Origin of the sequence: Flavipsychrobacter stenotrophus (assembly GCF_002954265.1) — a bacterium.
GTDB classification, from domain to species: Bacteria; Bacteroidota; Bacteroidia; order Chitinophagales; family Chitinophagaceae; genus Flavipsychrobacter; species Flavipsychrobacter stenotrophus.
This window is the reverse complement of record NZ_PPSL01000003.1, coordinates 682778-703282: the sequence shown is the minus strand read 5'-3', so window position 1 is coordinate 703282 and position 20505 is coordinate 682778. Positions and strand designations below refer to the sequence as shown.

Below are 20505 nucleotides of genomic sequence, written 5' to 3'. Positions count from 1 at the left end.
GGATTTGGTAAATTTGGGATACTTTGATACGAAGAAAAAAGAAAACTACAGTATACAGCGCTGAGTTTAGAAGAGAGCTTGATAGAAGGTATGCCGCTTATAAGGATGGTAGCGAAAAGGCTGTTAGTGCAGAGGAAAGCGATAGGAGGATCAATTTAATATTGAGCTGCATTCGTGCCAAGCAGAATACGAAGCCGACTAATTCACGAAGCACATGGTCTTTTAGTAAACGACGTTTGTAAATTTGAATAATAGTAAATCTATATCACTATGCGCCTTCTGATTACCATAGTCCTCTTTTCTGCCTACTGCACCCGTGCATTGGCACAAGATACCATTTGGGTGAATGAAGGCTATAAGCGGTACATGCATAGGGAGAATAAAGTATGGACTTTCAATAACCACCTTAAAGACGGGTATTATCGCTCTTATGATTCGAAGGAAGAGTATAAACAATTTCCTTCCTCCGGGGTGTTAATTGTAAATGGACTAAAGAACGGTAGAGAGAGCCACTATTATTTCAGAGATACGCTTAGATATCTGGATGCAAACTGGGCGCAGGGCGTGAGGAATGGAGAAGAAATAGGATACCACTCCAATGGCAATGTGGAGCATCGTGTCATATACAAAAACGGAGTTGTAGATGGTCCGTTTGTAATTTATTCGGAGAATGGCAAAATTGTTTATAAAGGCTCTATAAAACATGGCTTCAAGGACAGTATCTGGACTTATTATTATGATGAAAAGTGTTTAAAAGATACGGAAAGAATATCGTCGCAATATAGATTCGTGAATAACAAAATGCTATTGCTAAATTCCTGGACCAAAGATGGCCGACAAACTGTAGGGAATGGCAATTCGATAGTTATAGACACCGCTGACGAGTATTATGAAAACGGGGTATTAACTGGTAAGACCATTTTTGATCAAAACAAGCACCCTAAGTATCGCAGGATAGGAAATAATGATACATATGATGAGCAAATAAAGAAAGCGGGTAAACTAGTGAGCCGATATCGTATAGATGAGTATGGCAATAAATTCTCATCCGCATGGAGCTATCCTCATGCCGACCACATTGACACCATTGGTTGCTGCACTTCCATAGACAGTTATCATGATTTTCCTGTGGTTGAAATGCTTTTTAGTGATATTCCGGAACGCAATAATCACTGGCTAATGACATTCGCTAATGGTGTCGTGGCCTACGATGGATATTACAAAGAGGGGGTACGATTCGGGCAGTGGAACTGGCACTATAAAAACGGACAACCGCGAACATCAGCGGACTATAGCAACAACGAATGGCATCATTATGACAGCATTGGCCACGAAGTAAATAACACACTTCGCACTGAATACCTTACACTTCTTACAGACCATTTCTGGTTCGTTAATAGATCTATTAATAAACGAAAAGTTGTATTTTCTTCCAGGCCTATGTTGATGGTGACACCCAAACTAGTATTTGGATTTGATAACACAGTAGAACAGATAGATTATCTTGAATGTGGCAAGGATATTAGCTATGACGTATTGAAATGGCACATCATAGCTGACAAGCTCACACTAGATTACAAAACAAAGAAAGGAGTAAAAACTTATCATTTTAGAATTATATCTGGCAATGACGAAGAGATGGTTTTGGAAAGATTGAAGCATGAACAACCATAACATAAAACAATCCCCGAACTTTACCCACAATAACATAACCACATGACCTTTTACTATACCGCACGTGCTCCCTATAGTGCAACAAATACAGGCGATAAAGCCGACTGGAAGAGTTACCTGGAATGGAGCCATCTGGATCATCTTACAGAACTGGTGTCGCTGGACCAGGCGCTGAATGAAGATCTGGTTACGCATGACTATGATGCAGAAGAGTATTGGGCACATAGCATCGTAGATGATGAAATGATCACCAGTTTCTTCAGTACGCCTGAGTATGCACTTGCGCACATAAAACCGCAGGAAAAATTCAATATGCTGGCTGTGATTGTAGAGCCGGAAGATGATTGTAAGGATGTAGTTCTTGAGGGGTATGAGTTCATGGGTTATGAGCTGCTGGACAAGGATTATACTACCAGTGCGCTAAGCAATTGCGGTGGTTTTTGGGAGACCTACACGCCAAGCGATATCAATGAATTTGGTCTTATAGATGATATAGACAAGGCACTCGATATTCGTGAACGACTATTAGAGAACAGCCCGGATGAGTATCATGCAGACACCAATATTATTGCGGTTTGGCGGCATAAAACAATTGGGAGGTAGATTATTAAGAACAATCAATCAGTAGGAAATGAATGGTAAAGACACACAGTGCGCATGTTGTGGATATTATACTCTGGGAGAGGGATCAATCTATGATATATGTCCTGTCTGCTTTTGGGAAGACTGTGCGGTCCAGAATGAAGATCCAGATGATAGTGGCGGCCCGAATCACGTTTCATTGAAGGAAGCAAAAGCGAATTATAAGCAATATGAGGTTGTTGAATTACAGTTTAAAGAACACGTGAGAAAGCCAACGGAAGAAGAGATGAAGCCACGATAGTCGTTATTCCCAAAAAACAAAAGGCACACATTGCTGTATGCCTTTCAGTTTTTATGATTGTGTGTGCGTAGTTATTTGTTCATTGTAACGGTGCAATTATCATTGCCGCCTGTAGGAATGTTCTCAGCTGTATAAGCGATCACCAGCTTGTTAGCTTCAAAGTGGCCATGGCCTGTAACGGTTACACCATTACCGATCAGCTGCCTTGTAATGGTAACAGAATCTGTATTACAATCCAGGTTGATGCGGGTATTGGTGTTCAAACCATATCCACCAAAGTTTACCACATTCAGTATGTTGTTGCCTGATGCTGATGCAGAAGCTGTGTAGTTATAGTTGCTGGTGGCACATGCATTCTGGCAGGTATAGCTACCGGTAAGGAAAGAAGAACAGTTGTAGTGCACTACTCCCAATGTGAAATCGTATGTTTTGTACCCAGTAGAATAGCTGTAAGTAACCAGTCTTACCGGATAGTAACCCAATGGAGCAGCAGCTGAAGTAGTGTATAAAACGAAATCGGCAGTGAATGTAGGTATACCCTTAATGGTATCATACACCATCTTTACTGTTGGTGGCAAGCCTTCTATGGTCAAAGAAACCTCTTCGTTAAAGTTACCGGTCAGAAACCTCACCTCAAAAGGCAGGTGAAGAGAATCGTCATGGTTAAGGTATGCATTGGTCACTGTATCAACAAGAATAGATATTGGCGGGTTGGTGCTGCTTTTAGAGCAAGAACCTGCCAACAGGGTCAAAGTGAGCAATGAAAGTAAAACGCAATTTCTCATTTGTTGTCTTTTAAAGTTGAAAGATACACATCAATTTTATTTGTTGATAATATCTGAGATAAATTTTATATGCTAATTTGTTTTGAGCACACTATTCTTCGGTCTTGGCCGCATCAGGCAATACCCACTTCTTTTCATTGAGATGGCTTACTGTAACCTCAAGATTGTAACGTGAGCGCAGATATTCCGCCATCTGGTTAGCGGCATATACCGACCTATGCTGACCACCTGTGCAACCAAATGCAATATCCAGGTGCTCAAAACCACGCGCCATATAATCCTCTACATTAATGGCTACCAATGCATTGGCATGGTTCATAAAGTCGGGCATACGTGTTTCGCGCTCCAGGAACTGGCGTACCATTTCATCATTACCAGTCAGGTGCTTATAGGTAGCATATCTGCCCGGATTAAGGATACCCCGACAATCGAACACATAACCACCGCCATGCTGACCGGCAGACTTAGGTATGCCATTTTTATAAGAGAAGCTGGACACCTGTATGGTGAGCTTTGATTGCTCACTGCCACGGGTAGTCGCATATTTGTCCTGCATATCGGGTGCAGACATTTTTTCCAGCAATGATCTTAATTCTGGGTATGCCGGTGTCTGAGGATGATCTGCAAGGAATATTTCGAGATTCTTCAATGCCGGACCTATGCTGTTAATGAAGTGCGCCTTGTGCTGCAACAAGCCACGGAAGCCATAAGCACCCAATACCTGCAGCAATCTTACCAACACAAACTGCACATAGCCCCTGCGGAAGTAAATCTCATCCATACGAGGTACATGCAATTCATTTAGGGTGCTGATGTAGCCATTCAGCAGATCTTCCTTCCAGGCAGCAGGCAGCTGTGCTCGTGCCTGCCAAAGGAGGGATGCAATATCGTACTGCGGCGGGCCCTGCATAAAGCCCTGGTAGTCGATAAAGTAGATCTTGCCTTCATACACCATTATGTTGCGGCTCTGGAAGTCGCGATACATTAATGTTTGCGGCTGTACACGACCCAGGTCTTTACTCAGCAATTCCATTTCGCTTATGAGCAATGAACGGTCGTATTGGATATTCTGCAGATCGGCAAAGTAGTATTTGAAGTAAAGCAGATCGGACATGATCGCCTTCTCATCAAACTGCTTAGATGCGAAACACTGTTTGAAATCAGCTTCGCGACCTGCTATCCATTGGGCCTTGGCCAACTGAGCCATGGCAGCATGATACAGCTTACGGTTCTTATCGGTAAAGCCATCCTTTATTACCAGGTCGAACAAAGAGGTCTTGCCCAGATCCTGCTGCAGGTAGGCGCGCCTGTCTTTGTTGATCTTATAAACCTCGGGAACATTTACTTTATGCTTGCGGAATAACTCGGTAATATAGAAAAAGGTGTTGTTCTCGGCTACATTGGCATTGTACGTGCCTATTGCCACCGACCCACCGCCTGAAATGCGGTAGTAGCGCCTGTCTGAGCCTGAAACGGCAAGGGCTTCCATCTCCTCTACCTTTTTTTCAAAATGCTCTTCAAAAAGCTTTTCTAATATAGAAGATATCTGTACTATAGTTTTAGTGGGTGTCATGCTTTCTTTTCAGGGTATTCAAATAAAATTACTTTTCTTTCTGCTAATGGAAACCTGTTCCATTCTTCGGCTTTGAACCTTGTGGCTACCATGCCGCATGGTGGCATATTGTCTGTGCTGAAATCGGGCGACAGTTGGTTAACGAACTCTGTTATTCCGGGGTTGTGCGCAATGATAAACACGGTCTTCACCTTATCACTAACCTCATACAGCAACTCTTCAAAAACAGAAGGTATGCAATGATACAACTTTTCTTCCCAGCGGATATTGGCCAGATCGTAGCCCAACACCTCCGATATTCTCTTGGCAGTCTGCCGTGTTCTCTTGGCCGTACTGCAAATAATAAGATCGGGCATAATACCTGCCTCTTTCAACTTTTCCGCCATTTCCGGCGCCTCTCTTTTGCCTCTCTCGTTAAGCGGACGGTCGAAATCGCTTTGCAGCGGATTTGCCCAGCTCGATTTGGCATGCCTGATCATCACTAAAGTGCGTTGCATATTACCTGGCCTTATAAAATTTTAAATTCAGTTGTTCTCCATTAAACACGGCATAACTATCGTACCGTATCCAGTCTCCAAGGTTAACATACATACTTTTATCAGTCAAGGGATATTCTATTGCAATATGCCTGTGCCCGAATATAAAATAATCAATAGGTTCGTTCTTTAGTTCTTCTCTGGCAAACTGCACCAGCCACTCCTCTTCGCCCAGGAATTTCACTTCCGGCGTATCTGCGTGTTTGGGTCCCAGCCTGCTCAGCCATCCTGCCATACCCACACCAGTATCGGGGTGGAGCCTGCGGTAGAGCCACTGCGAGAAATTATTGCTCATTACTTTTTTGAGGATCTTGTAGCCATGATCTCCGGGGCCAAGGCCATCGCCATGACCTATGAAGAAGCGCTTACCGTTAAACTCTCTCACTATAGGTCCGTAATGTACCGGCACCTTCATTTCTTCCTCAAAATAGCCCTGCATCCACAGGTCATGATTACCGGTAAATACTTCTATCTGTAAACCCTTATCACTCAGTGCGGCCAGCTTACCGAGGAAACGGGTAAAGCCCTTGGGCACCACATGCCTGTATTCGAACCAGGTGTCGAATATATCGCCCACAAGGTATAGGATATGGGCATCGGCTTCTATCTCGTCGAGCCAGTTGCACAAGCGCTTTTCACGCTCTATGCTGGTAGCACGATCGGGAATCCCCAAATGAAAATCGGAGGCGAAATATACCTTTTTACCTTTTGGCAATTCCATGAGGGTGCAAAGTTACTTAAAAGGGGGTGTAAAAGAATAAGATCATGGTCAGTAATCCACAATTTATACAAAAAAAATACCCTGCATAAATAATGCAGGGTATGTATATGTTGTTCAGAATGAACTTATTTATCACGTTCTCTTCTGTAAGTGTCTTTGAACTTGTGCATTACACCAAAAGTAAGTGTAAGGTAACCAGGATGGAAATTAGCACCGGCAGTAGCATCGGGCTGGCTCAGATCGCCTGCAGGCATAAAACTGAAACCTTCATTGATAGTAGCCTGCCATGTTTTTGTCAACGGGAAGTGCTGCTTCAGACCAAATCCGAAACGTAAGGCAACAGGATTAACCCTGTAACCGCTGGCATAAGTAGAATCATACAGTGGTAAGATACCACCGGTAAATGATGAAGTATGATACTCGCGTGTAGTCTGATCGCCAGATACCTTAAAGCCTATTGAAGCAAATGCATAGAAGTGAAGGTATTCGCGAAACTTACCCACGCCAAGATCTATAGTAGGTGCGAAATGCACATAAGAACTTTTGTGTATCACATTAGTACCTACAACACCACTGTTAGTAGCATCAGGCACTCTCTTTTCATACTCAAAAGAATATTGCTCAAAGCCTGCATTAGCACCTAGGTACCAATGGTGAGCTACCCTGCGGAGGTAGTAAAAATCGCCTGTAAGTGTATATCGCACATTGTATTCAGGCACTGCAACAGATGAATTAGCACCATTGCTGAAAGTAGGTCTTCCGGCTCCCAACTCAAGCCCTATCCTGTTTTGAGCAAAGGAATAACCAGCACAAACCAATAATAGTAGTGTAAGTATTTTACATTTCATGGGCGAAAAATAAGCAAATTTTCATTTGTAAGCGAGAAAAACTGAAGAATTATTTGAGTTTCGGGGGTAATGGCTACTTTTTAGCAAACTTCCACCCAAACCCTATCCTTATAGAAATGTAAGTTGGCCTGAATATCTGGCCTACATTGTTGTTGATCTTGGCGTCTGACGGGTCGTTGGTCTCACTGAGTTTGTTGGCAAGAAAGCCTACATCTTCGGTAATATTCATGTATAATTTCTGACTGATAGGGAAATATTCGCTAAGCCCCATACCTAACCGAACTACCATTTTATTAATATTCTCCGGCTTGCCTATAGTGCTATCATAAGTAACTGCCCCCTGACGGTCCCACTTGTGGAGTGTGTCAACTGCATTCATATTAAAGCCGGGACCAGCGGTAAGATAAAAATGCGTATTACCGTATTTACCAATGCGCAGATCTATGACTGGCGAGACAAACGCATAAGTACTGTTGTGCCTGATGCTCCCGCCTACCAGCTGGCTGTTCTCTCTATCGTAGTAAAGATTATACTGCTGTAGGAAAATAGAAGCGCCAACATTAACCCGATAAGGAAATCCTTTAAAAAAGCTCATTCCCGCCGATATACCGGCATCATAGTTATGCTTAGTGGCTATACCGGCACCACCCCATATCTGGAAAAACGTAGCGGAAAATCCTGTAAAACTCAGGAGCGTGAATAGCGTAATAAGTGATATTCGTTTCATGACTGAAAATTAATAAAATTTTGATTTTAATGTATACTTTGTTCGCATTTAATTTGCCGGTGGCAAAATCTACGCTTGTTGATGCCAGTTTTGACAACGTTGAAAAGTTGTCAAAACTGGCATCAGGGCACTAAAAAAGCCTGCTTTTCAGCAGGCTTTACAATATTATTGAGTATAGTTACTCTCCTGTTTTAACCGCAAGGTGATGTTTTGGTCTGTGGAATTTACGCATGATACCCATTTGCAGACTGAAATAACCCGGATGGATCGCTTCATCGTTGGTATTACCCAGATGCGTAAGGTCTGTAGCCATATAGTAGAATGCTTCAGACATAGTTACATGCCACATTCTGCTGATAGGAAAATGCTGCTTCAAACCAAAACCCGGACGGAATATAAAGCTGCTGATAGTAGAAGCTGAATTGTAAGTAGTGTATGGCACAGATGCCGCAGCATTGATGTACTCGCTGGTAGTCTGGTTGCCATTGGTAAGGAAGCCCATGTTCATAGCCACGAAGATGTGCATATACTGATAGCGGCCCAAACCGAAATCTACTGTTGGCGCAACAGTAAAATAAGAACTGTTGTGGTCTATCTGCACCTTAGTACCATTGGTTTTGCTGTAAAAGAAGGAATTGGCTTCCAAACCCAGCTTAACACCAAGGTATACATGGCGGTCTAATTTACGCATGTAAGACAAGGCCACATTAGGCTTGATAATAACCGACTGTGTCGATCCAATCGTCTGGTTATCAGAACGTCCGGAGAATGTGCAACCCGATGCACCAAACTCTAAACCGATCCTGTTTTGAGCAAAGGAATATGTCGAAAGACCCAGAAAAAGGGCAATTAGTAAAATATTCTTCATTTCGTAAAATTAGAAATTAATTTCTCATTTGCAAATACATGTTTTCTCAACAGCACACTTGCCCTATATCTGTCCTCGTGGTAGTCGTTATAAAGTGCGTCTAATTGAGCCAGACAATTGGCTGCTCCCCACTCGTCGGCCCACTGCAGCAAGCCTTTAGGGTAGTTAACACCCTTTGTCATAGCGGTTTCCAGGTCGGCAGCAGATGCTACATTCAGGTGCAACGCATCAACGGCCTCGTTGATCAGCATGGCCAGAATACGGTCAAATATTTTTTTACATAATACCTGATCCTTATTTGGCTCGGGCATTGTAACTCCTGCGGCATAGTTGTAAAAGCCACGTCCACTTTTGCGGCCCAGCCAACCGGCTTCGAGCAAACGCTTTTGTGAAAATGAGGGTTTATAACGCGGATCGTAGAAGAACGACTGGAATACAGTTTCTGTAACCACATAGTTGACATCATGGCCTATGTAGTCCATTAATGTGAATGGCCCCATTTTAAAACCACCTATTTCGGTCATAGCCCAATCGATAGTTGCCATATCGGCAATACGCTCTTCATAGATACGGATAGCCTCGCCGTAGAATGGGCGCGCTACACGGTTAACTATAAAGCCGGGGGTGTCTTTTGCCAGTACAGCTACCTTACCCCATTCTTTCATCAAGCCTGCAGCCATGGTCACCAACTCAGGATCAGTTTGTATAGCCGGTATTACCTCTACCAGGGCCATTAACGGCGCAGGGTTGAAGAAATGCAGCCCCATAACCCTGGATGGATTAGTACATGCTGCGGCTATAGACGTAATTGACAATGAAGACGTGTTACTGGCCAGTATGCAGGTATCACTTACTACTTTTTCCACTTCGGCAAAGACAGCTTTCTTTACTTCCAGCTTTTCTACAATAGCTTCTATAATAAGCTCGCAAGTAGCAAAGGCGTGGATATCGTCTACAAATATGAGCCTATGCAGCACATCAGCAGCTGAGGTGATCTTACCTTTTTCTTCCAGCTTCTGTAATGTAGCAGCCAGGCTTGTTTTAGCCTTATCGAGCGATGCCTTGTTATTGTCATAGACCACAACGCTATGGCCAGCCATAGCAGCTACCTGCCCTATGCCCGCACCCATAGCCCCTGAACCTATGATGCCGATTATTTGTTTTTGCATTTTGGTGTGTTGTTCTTTCTGTATTCTGCCGGTCGTTCCTGCTATGCTAACAGTACGTCTGCAGGTATACCCAGTTCTCGATGAAATATTTTCGCCAGTTCTAAATTCAATGGCTTTCTCTTATTTAACAATGCGGACACGTAGCCTTTGGTTCCAATCATCCCCACGAGATCTTTGTTCTTCATCCCCATTTCTTCCATTTTAGCGCGAATTGCGTCGATTGGATCAGGAAGGGGTATCGGATAATTGAGATGTTCATATTGCTTTATTAGTAGCAGTGCAACCTGGAGGTCTTGTCCCTCCGGACTATTAGTCGAAACTTTTTTATCAAATAATTCGTCAACCCAGTCAAGGTATACACTGTACTCTTTTTTTGTTTGGATTATTTTCAGTTTCATAACCTGTTTTTATCAAACATAAAGCAACTTACGCCATCTTCTTCTCAGCCAATATGCTCCAGCTTGGGTCTTCGAGTGTGATGGTATTAGACAACTTACCCAGGCCATCAATTTCCATTTCTACCACGTCGCCTACCTGCAGCCATTGCTCTTTGTAGTCAGGGTTATTCAGTTTGCCAGTACCATTAAGCTCCAGGAAGCAACCAGTGCCTACTGTACCGCTGCCTATTACATCGCCGGGAAGAATGTCTGCACCATAAGCGCAACGCTCTATGATCTCGGCAAATGTCCAGTCCATATCGGCTACACTGCCACGGCTCACTTCAATACCGTTAACAGTGCAGGTCATGGTAAGATTATACGCTGCGCCGGTATGATTTGGCTTAGCAGCCGTCTTGTATTGTTCCAGTTCATCAGGAGTGACCATCCACGGACCTACGACTGTTGAGAAGTCTTTACCCTTTGCAGGGCCAAGGTTCAGCAACATTTCTTCCATTTGCAGGGTACGGGCGCTCATGTCGTTCATGATCATGTAGCCGGCAATGTATTTATCTGCATCTGCAGCACGTACATTACGGCCTTTGCGACCCAACACTACTGCTGCTTCCAGTTCAAAGTCAAGCCTCTTCAGGTGATCGGGCATAACGGGTATGTTGCCGGGACCTTGTACTGCATTGTGATTGGTAAAGTAGAAAATTGGATACTGATCGAACTCGGCTATCATATCTACTTTACGGTTGCGGCGCGCAGCAGCTACGTGCTGACGAAAAGCATAACCATCGCGGCATGAGGTAGGTTTGTTAACCGGAGCAATGATGTGTGCGGAAGCATACGCAAGACCCTGCTCTGCGAATTTCCCTGCCTTTATGTCTTCATCGGCACGGTGCAACAACTCGCTGTTGGCATCCCAGTTATTCAGCGCATCGGCCATTGATACCGGCAGTCTATGATTCACCGCATTGGTATCGAAAAGCATATCATTAGCATAAATGGCCAGTTGCGGCACTCCGTTCTTCAGGTATGTAACCAGTTTCATGAATTCTCAGTTTGAGGTGTAAAATTAATTGTTACGCTGACAAATAGTACGTTTATTGGAATAACATTAATTTACACGAACAAATGAACGATTTTTCATGAATGAACTACAGGAAACGGCTATAGCCCTACAGCAGGATTACGGGCTACAGGTGCCGGATGAAATATCGGAGGAAACAATACTGAAAAGGTTGGCTGAGCGGGTAGCGGTGCTGGTAGACAGAGGGGCTGAAGCGTTCTTCCAGATGATGTACCGGCTGGATATTTCTGAAAGAAAGCTAAATGAGGCTATAGGCACTCCCGATGTTGCAGAAAAAATAGCACGACTTATCTACGACCGCCAATTGCAGAAAATTCGCAGTAGGGCGTTTTTTAAGGGTGGCGGGAAGGATGTTGATCAGGATCTTAAATGGTGAATGGGCGCTCTCGTTGACTTGTGGGATATTTTGTTACACAATCAAAGAGAACCGGCCCGATGGCCGTCGGTCGGAGACCGACAGCAGGCGCTCTAGCTTAGTCCACAATTTAGTTTTGCATTTTTACTTAGTAAACTTGTAGCCGATACCTCTAATAGAATGAAAATGAGTAGGGTTGCGGCTGTCGATCTCGAAGTATTTGCGGAAGTTAAGAATGAAGTTATCGATGGTGCGGGTTGTAGGGTAAACATTGTACCCCCACACTATCTGCAATATCTGCTCACGGCTTACCACTTCGCCTTCATGCTCTACCAATAGCTTAAGCAGTGCTGCTTCTTTCTTACTTAGTTCCTGTGCCGCGCCTGATTTGTCAATACATTCATGTGCAGAGAAGTCTATTTTACAGCCATCAAATTCATAGGTATCGCCTATGCTTTGTGGCTCTCTTATCTTCTTATTTTTCGTGATCAGCTTGTCTACACGCAGCAGTAGTTCTTCCAGGTTAAAGGGCTTGGTCATGTAGTCATCACCACCCTTCTTCAATCCTTCTACCCTGTCGGCACTGGTATTACGCGCACTGAGAAACATGATAGGCACATCATTGTGCTGCATCCTTATGGTCTCACAAACAGTAATGCCGTCCATTTCGGGCAACATGATATCCAGGATGATCAGATCGAAGTATTCGTTCTTGACCATTTTCATTACTCCCGGGCCTGTTTCGGCAGTTGTCACTTCATACCCTTCCAACTCCAGATTCAGCTTCAGTGCTTCTCTAAGGCTTTCTTCATCTTCGGCTACCAATATTGAGGCTCTGGCTGGTTTGGTCATGGGTAGTGGTATATTTAGTTGCTAGTAAAATTAAAGATTATAATACTTAAAGAAATGTAAAATTTGACAATTCGGCAATTCGACAATTTGGCAATTATTTGATTGGAGAGCGTGCCTTGGCTAAGCTTTGACCGCCGCCATCCATTCTGTTTTCAACAGGCCGGCGATGACCACATTTTCTATGCTGCCATTTCTTACTGCGCTCTGGCGGAGCACTCCTTCTATCTGGCAGCCCATGCGTTCGGCTACTTTTGCACTGCGTTTATTGGCTGCAACAAAGTGTATCTCTATTTTGTTGAGTCCTATTTTACCAAACAGGAAATCAAAGAAGTGTTTCAGGCTTTCGGTAAGTATGCCCTTGCCCTCATGGTCTTTGGTAAGCCAATAACCTATCTGGGCTTTTTTCACCCTGTGATCCCACTGATGCATACCAATACCGCCAATTATTACTCCGTCATAGAAAATACCCATAGCCAGTGCTTCCTGCATTTCCAGCTGGTGCAAAGAGTCTTGTATAAACTGCAATGAATGTTCGGGCTTAGTGGTATACCCCACCCAGTCTAACCACGGGCCTAAATGTGACCGCATACCATTGACCGCAGCAAACAAGGCATCAGCGTCCTCTCTTACGTAGGTGCGCAGGGTAATATTGTCGTTTACGGGTATAGATACCATTTTGGTTAATTGGGCCTCACCCCGGCCCTCTCCAAAGGAGAGGAAGGTGTAACAAAATTATTTAGTGTTGTTCAGCTTTTGCCAGATCTCGGGAAGGCGTTTAATCCATGCCAACTCCTTCATCTTTGTCTTTGCTTCTTCTACCGGAGAACCAAAATACACTTTTCCTCCATCAACACTAGAAGGAACACCCGACTGCGCCAAAATAATTGCTCCCTTGCCTATGGTCAGGTCCTTATTCACGCCCACTTGCCCCCAAAGTATCACCTCATCTTCTATATGCGCCACACCTGCCACACCTACCTGCGATGCAAACAGGCAATTTTTGCCCACTACTGTATCATGCCCTACCTGTATATGATTATCCAACTTGGTACCCTTGCCGATGACCGTATCTCCGCTTACGCCACGATCTACTGTACAGCAGGCGCCTATTTCCACATCATCTTCCAGCACTACCCTACCGCAGCTTACCATCTTCTCATATTGGGTATCGCGCGCCTTGTAACGCTTAAAATAAAATGCATCCGCACCTATTACCGTACCCGAGTGTATCACCACATTGTCGCCAATGATGGTGTGATCGTAGATGGTCACATTGGGGTGTATCAAACAGTCTTTGCCTATGCGTACGTGATTACCTACAAATACACCCGGCTGTATGTGTGTACCCTCGCCTATCACAGCACTGTCACTGATCATTTTAGTAGCAGGCTCAAACGGACGGAAACGCTTTACTATTTTGATGTAGGCATCGAATGGATCTTTGCAAACCAACAAGGTCTTTCCTGCAGGGCACTCCACATCTTTGTTGATGATGATAATGGTAGCTGCCGAATTAAGGCATTTATCATAGTACTTTTCAAAATCAACAAAAGAAATATCACCCGGAGTGACCATGTGGATCTCGTTGATACCGGTGGCCAATTGTTCTGTATCACCTCTCAATTCGGCACCAATAAATTCGGCCAGCCACTGCACGGGAATCGCTTGTTCAAACTGCATTCGGAAAAAGTTTGCGCAAAAATACAAATTTGCCTCTGCACGTTTTAGCTAAGTGTATTGTTTCTTTCAACTAATTTCGGGGTATTAATCAATCAGCTATTGAATTACGTAAACATAAATGGTAGAATACAGGCTTCAGACAAAGCAATGCTTCCTGTAGATAATGGTGCTTTCAGGTATGGCTTTGGGTTGTTTGAGACGCTGCTGGTGCAGAATGGCACAATAAGGCTTCAGGAATATCATATGGACCGGTTGTTTGCAGGCATGCAACAGCTATCATTTGACGTACCCTCTTTAATGAAACCAGGAGTCATTGCCGAGCAAGTACTTAAAACAGTCAAAAAGAATAACCTCGAACATTTGTGCAGGGTAAGACTACAGGTATACGCCGGTGGCGGGGGCATGTTTGGACAGGATGCAGCAAAACCGGGATATATCATAGAGTGTTTTGAGCTGAACGAGGAGGCTATTTTGTTTAACGAAAATGGACTAACACTGGGCATAGCTGAAGGATTGAATAAAAGCGCCGATAGCCTGGCCAATCTGAAATCTTGTAATGCGCTCATTTATGCCATGGCCGCAAGACAAGCTAAGGCCAACAAATGGAATGATGCACTAGTATGCAATACCGCCGGCAACATCATAGAAAGTACGATCGCCAACATCTTCTGGATAAAAGAAGGCATCATCTATACACCACCATTATCAGAAGGCTGCATAGAAGGTGTAATGCGCAGGCATGTGATGGCTTCTGTAACAGTAAAGGAACAGGCATTGAACATCGACACACTGATGCATGCTGATGAAGTATTCCTTACCAATGCCATAAGGAAGATAAGGTGGATAGGCAGCGTAGGTAATAAACAATACTTTAACACGTTTACCAAGTCGCTAACGAATAAATTATTTTAAGTTGCCGCTTCAAACCATGCGTATGAAAACACTTGCACTTATAGCCGGCCTTTTTATCTGCTCTTCTTCATATGCGCAACTTGGCTTTGGTCCGGAAGCAAGCCTGGGTAGCAGTAATGTGCGCTTCGTGCCCAATAGTGCATTTACATCGTCCAGCACATCGAGCATATTCTCTTACAAGTTTGGCGGTGTTATCGATGCGCCTTTCAGCAAGCACATTTATTTCCAATCGGGCTTATCCATATCGCACAAAGGTGGGAACCGCAATTACTCATTTTATGTAAGCGACAGCCTTAACGATTATGAGAGCAGATCGCTTGTATTGAACTATATAGACCTGCCGCTGACTATGGTCTACAAAACCCGCTCACAAGGCAAGGGCAGGGCAATACTGGGCATGGGCGCAACTATGTCTTATCTTATGGGGGGCAGCAATACCTTTAACGCACATGGCTCTTACAACGACACCCTATTTACCAGATATACCAAAACTGCACCCGACCAGATACTACGCAAATTCGATATTGGTGCCACATTCTTTATAGGTTATGAAATGCCCACAGGGCTTTATTTCAAACTCTATTACACATCGGGAGTAAAAGACATAAGCCTCATTCCATCAGAAGTAAGTAAGAACAAGATGTGGGGTATCTCTGCAGGCTTCCTATTCGGCAAAGGAAGAAATATCAATAAAGACTCAGAAGGACTGATCGACAAGAGCACAGATTAGTTCGATGATTCTACCCTCTTCTTCAACGCTTCATTCATTTGCATAAAAGAAGCCTTTGTATCCACATCCAGCATCTTCTTAAGAAAGGGCACCAGTATCCCCCTGAAGTGTTCATACTGCATAAAGGTTGTCGTTCCGTCGCCATTATCATGCAGTACAAAGGCATGTTCACCATCAAATATGTGTGAGGCAAATAGTTTACCTATCCAGCGCAATTCCCTATTCGCTTCATAATTTATTACTTCCGGCTGCATCTTCATCCCTTTCGATCCTTCCGGCTACAACAGCACCTCAATTGGCTTACCAACTACGGGTGTTCCTATAATAGATTTGACAAAAGGATTCCACGAAGGATAGGCTGCAAAGTCTGTTAATACTGTCCATACCTTTTCGGGTGCTGCCTTGATAGTGATCTCTGTGTAGAGCTGTTTACTGTTCTTAATTACTTGTCCGTAGGCATTTGACTTGTTGTTCATTTTGTTTGTTTTTTAGGGGCGATTTGTTGACACAAAATTCGGTCAACACACCGGCTCAAAACGATAACAAAAGACAAGAAAACGGCAGATCACTTTTTTGTTATCCTATTTCTGATACGACTAAGACTTACAGGAGTTATACCCAGATAATTGGCAATCAAATGCTGCGGTATTCGCTCTATGATCTTTTGTTTATTACCGGCCAATAGCTGATTGTACCTTTCCTCGGGACTAAGTGTGAGCAAGCCCACCATACGTTCCTCCACACCTATGAGTGCCCATTCAGCCAGCTTACGGCCAAATCGTTCCCATGTCTTGTTAGCATCAAACAGCTCTGCCAGCCGCTTATACGGAAATACGATAAGCTGCGTATCGGCCAGTGCATCAATACTTATCTGCGATGGCTGCCCGGTAATACAACTAAGGTATGGCCCTACCAATGCATTCTCGAAATAGAAATAGGTAGATCTTTCTTCTCCATCTCTGGTATAGTAGTGACGCATGCAACCCTCCAGTATCATGCCTACCTCTTTACCCATTTTACCTTCTTCTGCAAATAGTGTGTTCTTCTTCACCATTCTCAGCTCAAGGTGTGGCAAAAGCAAGTCCCAGTCAGCATCACTTAGTGGCACCAGCTTTTCTATCTGAGCTCTTAATGTATTTTCGGGAGTAGACATGAAACAATTATTAAGTTAAATAAAGTTAGGTGACGCTGTCCAAAATTAAAACAAAAAAAGGGCCGCGAATTACCGCGACCCTTCTCTTACTATTTATTCTAAAACTATGCTACTTCATCCAGCTTATCATCGGCAGCTAATGCTGCACCAGCCTTACCGGAAACTTTCTTTACCCAATCCTTAAAGCGGAAGCTGAGCAAGCACATACATGGCACAACTATGAGCGTCAGAACTGTTGCGAAAGACAGACCATAGATCATTGTCCATGCCAGTGAGTTCCAAAACTCAGCACTATCACCACCAAAGAAGATATGTGGGTTAAATTCAGACAACAATGTACCGAAGTCTATATTCAGACCAACGGCCAATGGCACAAGTCCCAGTATAGCTGCTGTAGCTGTAAGCAATACAGGCGTCATACGTGTACGGCCTGCTTCTACTATAGCGTCATATGGTGTCATGCCTTCATGCAGCATCATGTCCATAAACTCTACCAGCAAGATACCGTTTCGCACTACTATACCAGCCAATGCTATGATACCGATACCACTCATTACCATACTAAAGGTATTGCCAAATGCCGCGTAACCCAGGAACACACCCGTGATACTGAACAACACTTCACTCATAATAATAACAGTACGGCTCAGCGAGTTGAACTGCAATATGAGGATAAGGAATATCAACATCATAGATATCAACATCGCATTACCCAGGAAGCTCATTGTTTCCGCCTGCTCTTCCTGCTGTCCACCCATCTTTACTGTGATCAATGAAGAGTAGTGGAAATCATTGATCTCGCGCTGCACTGCTGCCACTACATCATTCTCGTCAAAGCCTGCTATCACATTAGATGACAGCGATATGATACGCTTCTGGTTCTTACGTTTGATACCACCATAAGTGCTACCATAGTGTATATCTGCAAATGCACTTACCGGTACCGATCTTATCATACCTCCCATACCCATATCACGGAACACTATCGGCATATTCTTCACCGCATCAATGTTATTCCTCTGTGATTGTATGAGGCGGAGATTGATCGGATAATCATCATTCACATCTCTGAAGCGCGATACTTCCTTACCAAATATGGCAGTACGCAGATTCATAGCTACCGCATAGGTAGAGATGCTCTCGTTATTCATATGCTCGCGGTTCACATCGAATACTATCTCTGGTTTGTGCGCATCAAAGTCACTACGCAACTCTTCCACACCCGGCACCTGCTTAGCTTTCAGATAGCGCTTCATGCGCTCAGCTGTAGCTACCAAAGTATCCAGATTTTCACCTGTTATCTCAATTACTACGGGCTTAGGCAATGGTGGTCCGCCACCTTCTTTATCCACTGTTATCTCAGCACCAGGGTAAGACCTTACCACATTACGTATCCTTTCCAGGTAGTCGGCAGATGATATACCATGACGCTCTGCAAAGTCAACGAAGGCAACAGATATTTTACCCTTGTTAGGGAAGTCTCCGATCTCACCTGCATTAGGGTCAACCGCATCCACGGTTACGTTAGAGATTACAGACTTAACAATATCCGTTCTCTTACCTGTCTTAGGATCTATCAATACTGTATTCACCTTCGCTTCCAGCTTCCTCATTACCTCATTGGTAAATGCCTGGTCAGTTCCTACCGGCAGATTCAGGTATACATAAGCAAAGTTCGGCTGTGCAGATGGAAAGAATACAAACGGTGGCTTACGCAGTACATACAGGAATATAGATAATGGCAAAAGCACCAAAGTAACTACCAATACCATTCCCGGCCTTCTTAGTGCCATCTTCAATACTCTTGTATACCAGTCGCGGAAAGCAGGCCATGCCTTGTTCTGGAAACTATGGATCCATTTAGAGAAGATGAACTTCTCCATTAAAATGAAAACATAAATAAACATTACAAAGTTACCAACAGATATATTGCCCGACAGGTAGAAGATAGCTGCGATAGCAATAAATATCACTGCAAGTACCTTATCTCTCAGGCTTATCCTCCGCTTAGCATGGTGCTCTTCATGGCTCTCAGGCTTCATGAATGATACCGCGAATACCGGGTTGATGATATATGCCACCAGCAATGATGCTACCAGCGTAATGATCAGGGTAATAGGCAGGAAGAACATGAAGCTACCAATAACACCCTTCCAGAATGCCAATGGTATGAACGGCATCAGCGTTGTAGCTGTACCCGACAATACTGGCAGGAACACCTCTCCTGTAGCCAGCTTGGCAGCCTTGGTTATACTCATCTTACCATTGTCGAAAATACGGTGAGTATTCTCAATTACCACAATGGCATCATCCACCACTATACCCAGTGCCAACAGGAATGAGAACAACACGATCATGTTCAGCGTGAACCCGATTGTAGGGAGCACCAGGAACGCAATGGCGCAAGACAAAGGCACAGACAATGCTACGAACAACGCATTGGTAACGCCCATAAAGAACATAAGGATAATAGTCACCAGCAAGAAACCGATGATGATAGTATTGATCAGATCGTGCAACGTATTACGTGTGGTCTGAGACTGATCTCCTGTAGTTACTATGGTCAGGTCCTTTGGTAAGTCACCGCTCTTCTGCATCTTGGTTACCAACTCCTGTATCTTGTCACTTGCCTCAATAAGGTTGGCACCCTTTGCTTTGATAATGTTCAGCGTGATAACATTTTTGTTGTCCAGTCGCGCATAACTCTTCTGCTCAGCAAAGCTGTCTACTACCTGTGCTATATTGCGTAGGTAAACACTTCCACCAGATCCGTTCTTTACAATAATATTATTGATCTCATCAGCCGACTTGAACTCATTCCTGATACTCAATACACGCTTCTGGTTATTCATACCCACCTCACCGGCAGTAGTAGATACGTTCTCACCGGCTATGGCGTGGTCTATATCATCAAACGTGATACCCGCGGCCTGCATCTTGAACATGTCAACATTGATCTGTATTTCCCTGTCAAGTGCACCAACACGATTCACCTGCTTTATCTGCTTCATCGCCTCTATGTTGTCCTTCACCTTATCTGCATACTTACGCAGGCGCTTCAGGTCATAGTTACCGGAGATATTCACAGATAATATCGGCAGTTCAGAAAGGTCAATATCTTTTACCTCAGGCTGATAAGGAAGGTTCTTAGGCAAGTCTTGCTTTGCCTTGTCTACTCCGTCCTTTACATCCTGCTTGGCCTTATCGATCTTTACGTCAGTGTTAAATTCCACTATTACTACAGAGTAGTCCTGGAATGAGGTACTGGTTACCTTCTTGACACCTGTAAGGTTCTTCACCTGCTTTTCAATAGGCTTAGATACCAGGTTCTCCATGTTCTCAGGAGAGGTACCAGGGTAAACTGTTTGTACTATTATATTCGGTATCTTAATTTCAGGAAACTGTTCCTTGGGCAAACTAAGATAGGCCATAAGTCCGGCCAGGGTAATGAGGATCGTAACTATATAAATAGCCGTACGATTATCAATAGCCCAGCTCGATGGCTTAAACTCTTTAAATACGTCTTTCATGAGAAATATGTTGAGACAATTGTCTTGTTAGTGTGT

23 protein-coding genes are annotated in these 20505 nt (G+C 43.8%); 6 read left to right on the top strand and 17 right to left on the bottom strand.

The genetic code is table 11. From position 1 onward, the window contains the following. Nucleotides 1–270: 270 nt before the first annotated feature. Genes CJD36_RS13015 through CJD36_RS23975 form a run of 3 tightly spaced genes read left to right on the top strand, consistent with a single transcriptional unit; the run spans nucleotide 271 to nucleotide 2557 of the window. A complete protein-coding gene (locus CJD36_RS13015; protein WP_105039613.1) occupies nucleotides 271–1674 on the top strand; it encodes a toxin-antitoxin system YwqK family antitoxin in 1404 nt (467 codons plus the stop codon). 42 nt (nucleotides 1675–1716) lie between these two features. Further along, entirely contained in the window at nucleotides 1717–2277 is a 561-nt protein-coding gene (locus CJD36_RS13010) for a hypothetical protein (RefSeq protein WP_105039612.1), read from the top strand. A 28-nt stretch (nucleotides 2278–2305) separates the two neighbouring features. Then, complete coding sequence (locus tag CJD36_RS23975) at nucleotides 2306–2557, top strand: CPCC family cysteine-rich protein (protein WP_105039611.1); 252 nt, start codon at nucleotides 2306–2308, stop codon at nucleotides 2555–2557. 71 nt (nucleotides 2558–2628) lie between these two features. Here the strand turns inward: CJD36_RS23975 and CJD36_RS13000 are convergent, their stop codons facing one another. From CJD36_RS13000 to CJD36_RS12955, 10 genes are all read right to left on the bottom strand, one after another. Then, a complete protein-coding gene (locus tag CJD36_RS13000) occupies nucleotides 2629–3342 on the bottom strand; it encodes a hypothetical protein (RefSeq protein WP_133162637.1) in 714 nt (237 codons plus the stop codon). Nucleotides 3343–3433: 91 nt separating this feature from the next. Next, entirely contained in the window at nucleotides 3434–4915 is a 1482-nt protein-coding gene (locus CJD36_RS12995) for a RapZ C-terminal domain-containing protein (RefSeq protein WP_105039609.1), read from the bottom strand. Then, a complete protein-coding gene (locus CJD36_RS12990) occupies nucleotides 4912–5412 on the bottom strand; it encodes a SixA phosphatase family protein (RefSeq protein ID WP_105039608.1) in 501 nt (166 codons plus the stop codon). Before CJD36_RS12990 ends, CJD36_RS12995 begins: the two co-directional genes overlap by 4 nt. Before the next feature lies 1 nt (nucleotide 5413). Continuing rightward, the gene (locus tag CJD36_RS12985; RefSeq protein ID WP_105039607.1) at nucleotides 5414–6172 is read right to left on the bottom strand and encodes a UDP-2,3-diacylglucosamine diphosphatase; all 759 of its coding nucleotides are present in this window, start codon (nucleotides 6170–6172) and stop codon (nucleotides 5414–5416) included. Between the two features lie 125 nt (nucleotides 6173–6297). Continuing rightward, complete coding sequence (locus tag CJD36_RS12980; RefSeq protein WP_105039606.1) at nucleotides 6298–7020, bottom strand: hypothetical protein; 723 nt, start codon at nucleotides 7018–7020, stop codon at nucleotides 6298–6300. A 73-nt stretch (nucleotides 7021–7093) separates the two neighbouring features. Continuing rightward, the gene (locus CJD36_RS12975) at nucleotides 7094–7747 is read right to left on the bottom strand and encodes a hypothetical protein (RefSeq protein WP_105039605.1); all 654 of its coding nucleotides are present in this window, start codon (nucleotides 7745–7747) and stop codon (nucleotides 7094–7096) included. A 178-nt stretch (nucleotides 7748–7925) separates the two neighbouring features. Continuing rightward, nucleotides 7926–8615, bottom strand: a complete 690-nt coding sequence (locus tag CJD36_RS12970) for a hypothetical protein (protein WP_105039604.1) — start codon at nucleotides 8613–8615, stop codon at nucleotides 7926–7928. Continuing rightward, nucleotides 8612–9784: a 3-hydroxyacyl-CoA dehydrogenase NAD-binding domain-containing protein gene (locus tag CJD36_RS12965; protein WP_105039603.1), complete on the bottom strand. Its 1173-nt coding sequence runs from the start codon at nucleotides 9782–9784 to the stop codon at nucleotides 8612–8614. The genes CJD36_RS12970 and CJD36_RS12965 overlap by 4 nt, the downstream gene beginning before the upstream one ends. A 41-nt stretch (nucleotides 9785–9825) precedes the next feature. Further along, nucleotides 9826–10182: a helix-turn-helix domain-containing protein gene (locus CJD36_RS12960; protein ID WP_105039602.1), complete on the bottom strand. Its 357-nt coding sequence runs from the start codon at nucleotides 10180–10182 to the stop codon at nucleotides 9826–9828. Between the two features lie 28 nt (nucleotides 10183–10210). Further along, complete coding sequence (locus CJD36_RS12955; RefSeq protein WP_105039601.1) at nucleotides 10211–11218, bottom strand: fumarylacetoacetate hydrolase family protein; 1008 nt, start codon at nucleotides 11216–11218, stop codon at nucleotides 10211–10213. A gap of 97 nt (nucleotides 11219–11315) precedes the next feature. Between CJD36_RS12955 and CJD36_RS12950 the strand changes: the two genes are divergently transcribed. Next, complete coding sequence (locus CJD36_RS12950) at nucleotides 11316–11633, top strand: hypothetical protein (RefSeq protein ID WP_105039600.1); 318 nt, start codon at nucleotides 11316–11318, stop codon at nucleotides 11631–11633. Between the two features lie 123 nt (nucleotides 11634–11756). Here CJD36_RS12950 and CJD36_RS12945 read toward each other — a convergent pair whose 3' ends face one another. The 3 genes from CJD36_RS12945 to CJD36_RS12935 all read right to left on the bottom strand — a co-directional run bounded on the left by CJD36_RS12945 (nucleotide 11757) and on the right by CJD36_RS12935 (nucleotide 14144). Continuing rightward, nucleotides 11757–12464 carry a response regulator transcription factor gene (locus CJD36_RS12945; RefSeq protein ID WP_105039599.1) on the bottom strand — a complete coding sequence of 236 codons (708 nt, stop codon included), beginning with the start codon at nucleotides 12462–12464 and terminating at the stop codon, nucleotides 11757–11759. Nucleotides 12465–12584: 120 nt separating this feature from the next. Then, nucleotides 12585–13139, bottom strand: coding sequence for a GNAT family N-acetyltransferase (locus CJD36_RS12940; RefSeq protein WP_105039598.1), 555 nt, complete (start codon nucleotides 13137–13139; stop codon nucleotides 12585–12587). A gap of 57 nt (nucleotides 13140–13196) precedes the next feature. Further along, complete coding sequence (locus CJD36_RS12935) at nucleotides 13197–14144, bottom strand: UDP-3-O-(3-hydroxymyristoyl)glucosamine N-acyltransferase (protein WP_105039597.1); 948 nt, start codon at nucleotides 14142–14144, stop codon at nucleotides 13197–13199. A gap of 99 nt (nucleotides 14145–14243) precedes the next feature. On the opposite strand from CJD36_RS12935, the gene CJD36_RS12930 reads away from it, so the two are divergent. Together CJD36_RS12930 and CJD36_RS12925 are read left to right on the top strand one after the other, a co-directional pair. Next, on the top strand, nucleotides 14244–15056 hold the full coding sequence (locus tag CJD36_RS12930; RefSeq protein WP_133162636.1) for an aminotransferase class IV: 813 nt from the start codon (nucleotides 14244–14246) through the stop codon (nucleotides 15054–15056). Nucleotides 15057–15078: 22 nt separating this feature from the next. Then, nucleotides 15079–15786, top strand: coding sequence for a porin family protein (locus CJD36_RS12925; protein ID WP_161499305.1), 708 nt, complete (start codon nucleotides 15079–15081; stop codon nucleotides 15784–15786). Here the strand turns inward: CJD36_RS12925 and CJD36_RS12920 are convergent. From CJD36_RS12920 to CJD36_RS12905, 4 genes are all read right to left on the bottom strand, one after another. Then, nucleotides 15783–16040: an SRPBCC domain-containing protein gene (locus CJD36_RS12920; protein ID WP_205685604.1), complete on the bottom strand. Its 258-nt coding sequence runs from the start codon at nucleotides 16038–16040 to the stop codon at nucleotides 15783–15785. The genes CJD36_RS12925 and CJD36_RS12920 overlap by 4 nt on opposite strands. Before the next feature lie 24 nt (nucleotides 16041–16064). Then, nucleotides 16065–16262 carry an SRPBCC family protein gene (locus CJD36_RS12915; RefSeq protein ID WP_105039593.1) on the bottom strand — a complete coding sequence of 66 codons (198 nt, stop codon included), beginning with the start codon at nucleotides 16260–16262 and terminating at the stop codon, nucleotides 16065–16067. Nucleotides 16263–16351: 89 nt separating this feature from the next. Then, a complete protein-coding gene (locus CJD36_RS12910) occupies nucleotides 16352–16939 on the bottom strand; it encodes a Crp/Fnr family transcriptional regulator (RefSeq protein ID WP_105039592.1) in 588 nt (195 codons plus the stop codon). 104 nt (nucleotides 16940–17043) lie between these two features. Then, nucleotides 17044–20469, bottom strand: a complete 3426-nt coding sequence (locus CJD36_RS12905) for an efflux RND transporter permease subunit (protein ID WP_105039591.1) — start codon at nucleotides 20467–20469, stop codon at nucleotides 17044–17046. Nucleotides 20470–20505 lie beyond the last annotated feature (36 nt).

Bases quoted from the DNA above. Each gene is read 5' to 3' on its own strand.
- CJD36_RS13015 (WP_105039613.1), top strand. From the start codon at position 271: ATGCGCCTTCTGATTACCATAGTCCTCTTTTCTGCCTACTGCACCCGT.
- CJD36_RS13010 (WP_105039612.1), top strand. From the start codon at position 1,717: ATGACCTTTTACTATACCGCACGTGCTCCCTATAGTGCAACAAATACA.
- CJD36_RS23975 (WP_105039611.1), top strand. From the start codon at position 2,306: ATGAATGGTAAAGACACACAGTGCGCATGTTGTGGATATTATACTCTG.
- CJD36_RS13000 (WP_133162637.1), bottom strand. From the start codon at position 3,342: ATGAGAAATTGCGTTTTACTTTCATTGCTCACTTTGACCCTGTTGGCA.
- CJD36_RS12995 (WP_105039609.1), bottom strand. From the start codon at position 4,915: ATGACACCCACTAAAACTATAGTACAGATATCTTCTATATTAGAAAAG.
- CJD36_RS12990 (WP_105039608.1), bottom strand. From the start codon at position 5,412: ATGCAACGCACTTTAGTGATGATCAGGCATGCCAAATCGAGCTGGGCA.
- CJD36_RS12985 (WP_105039607.1), bottom strand. From the start codon at position 6,172: ATGGAATTGCCAAAAGGTAAAAAGGTATATTTCGCCTCCGATTTTCAT.
- CJD36_RS12980 (WP_105039606.1), bottom strand. From the start codon at position 7,020: ATGAAATGTAAAATACTTACACTACTATTATTGGTTTGTGCTGGTTAT.
- CJD36_RS12975 (WP_105039605.1), bottom strand. From the start codon at position 7,747: ATGAAACGAATATCACTTATTACGCTATTCACGCTCCTGAGTTTTACA.
- CJD36_RS12970 (WP_105039604.1), bottom strand. From the start codon at position 8,615: ATGAAGAATATTTTACTAATTGCCCTTTTTCTGGGTCTTTCGACATAT.
- CJD36_RS12965 (WP_105039603.1), bottom strand. From the start codon at position 9,784: ATGCAAAAACAAATAATCGGCATCATAGGTTCAGGGGCTATGGGTGCG.
- CJD36_RS12960 (WP_105039602.1), bottom strand. From the start codon at position 10,182: ATGAAACTGAAAATAATCCAAACAAAAAAAGAGTACAGTGTATACCTT.
- CJD36_RS12955 (WP_105039601.1), bottom strand. From the start codon at position 11,218: ATGAAACTGGTTACATACCTGAAGAACGGAGTGCCGCAACTGGCCATT.
- CJD36_RS12950 (WP_105039600.1), top strand. From the start codon at position 11,316: ATGAATGAACTACAGGAAACGGCTATAGCCCTACAGCAGGATTACGGG.
- CJD36_RS12945 (WP_105039599.1), bottom strand. From the start codon at position 12,464: ATGACCAAACCAGCCAGAGCCTCAATATTGGTAGCCGAAGATGAAGAA.
- CJD36_RS12940 (WP_105039598.1), bottom strand. From the start codon at position 13,139: ATGGTATCTATACCCGTAAACGACAATATTACCCTGCGCACCTACGTA.
- CJD36_RS12935 (WP_105039597.1), bottom strand. From the start codon at position 14,144: ATGCAGTTTGAACAAGCGATTCCCGTGCAGTGGCTGGCCGAATTTATT.
- CJD36_RS12925 (WP_161499305.1), top strand. From the start codon at position 15,079: ATGAAAACACTTGCACTTATAGCCGGCCTTTTTATCTGCTCTTCTTCA.
- CJD36_RS12920 (WP_205685604.1), bottom strand. From the start codon at position 16,040: ATGCAGCCGGAAGTAATAAATTATGAAGCGAATAGGGAATTGCGCTGG.
- CJD36_RS12915 (WP_105039593.1), bottom strand. From the start codon at position 16,262: ATGAACAACAAGTCAAATGCCTACGGACAAGTAATTAAGAACAGTAAA.
- CJD36_RS12910 (WP_105039592.1), bottom strand. From the start codon at position 16,939: ATGTCTACTCCCGAAAATACATTAAGAGCTCAGATAGAAAAGCTGGTG.
- CJD36_RS12905 (WP_105039591.1), bottom strand. From the start codon at position 20,469: ATGAAAGACGTATTTAAAGAGTTTAAGCCATCGAGCTGGGCTATTGAT.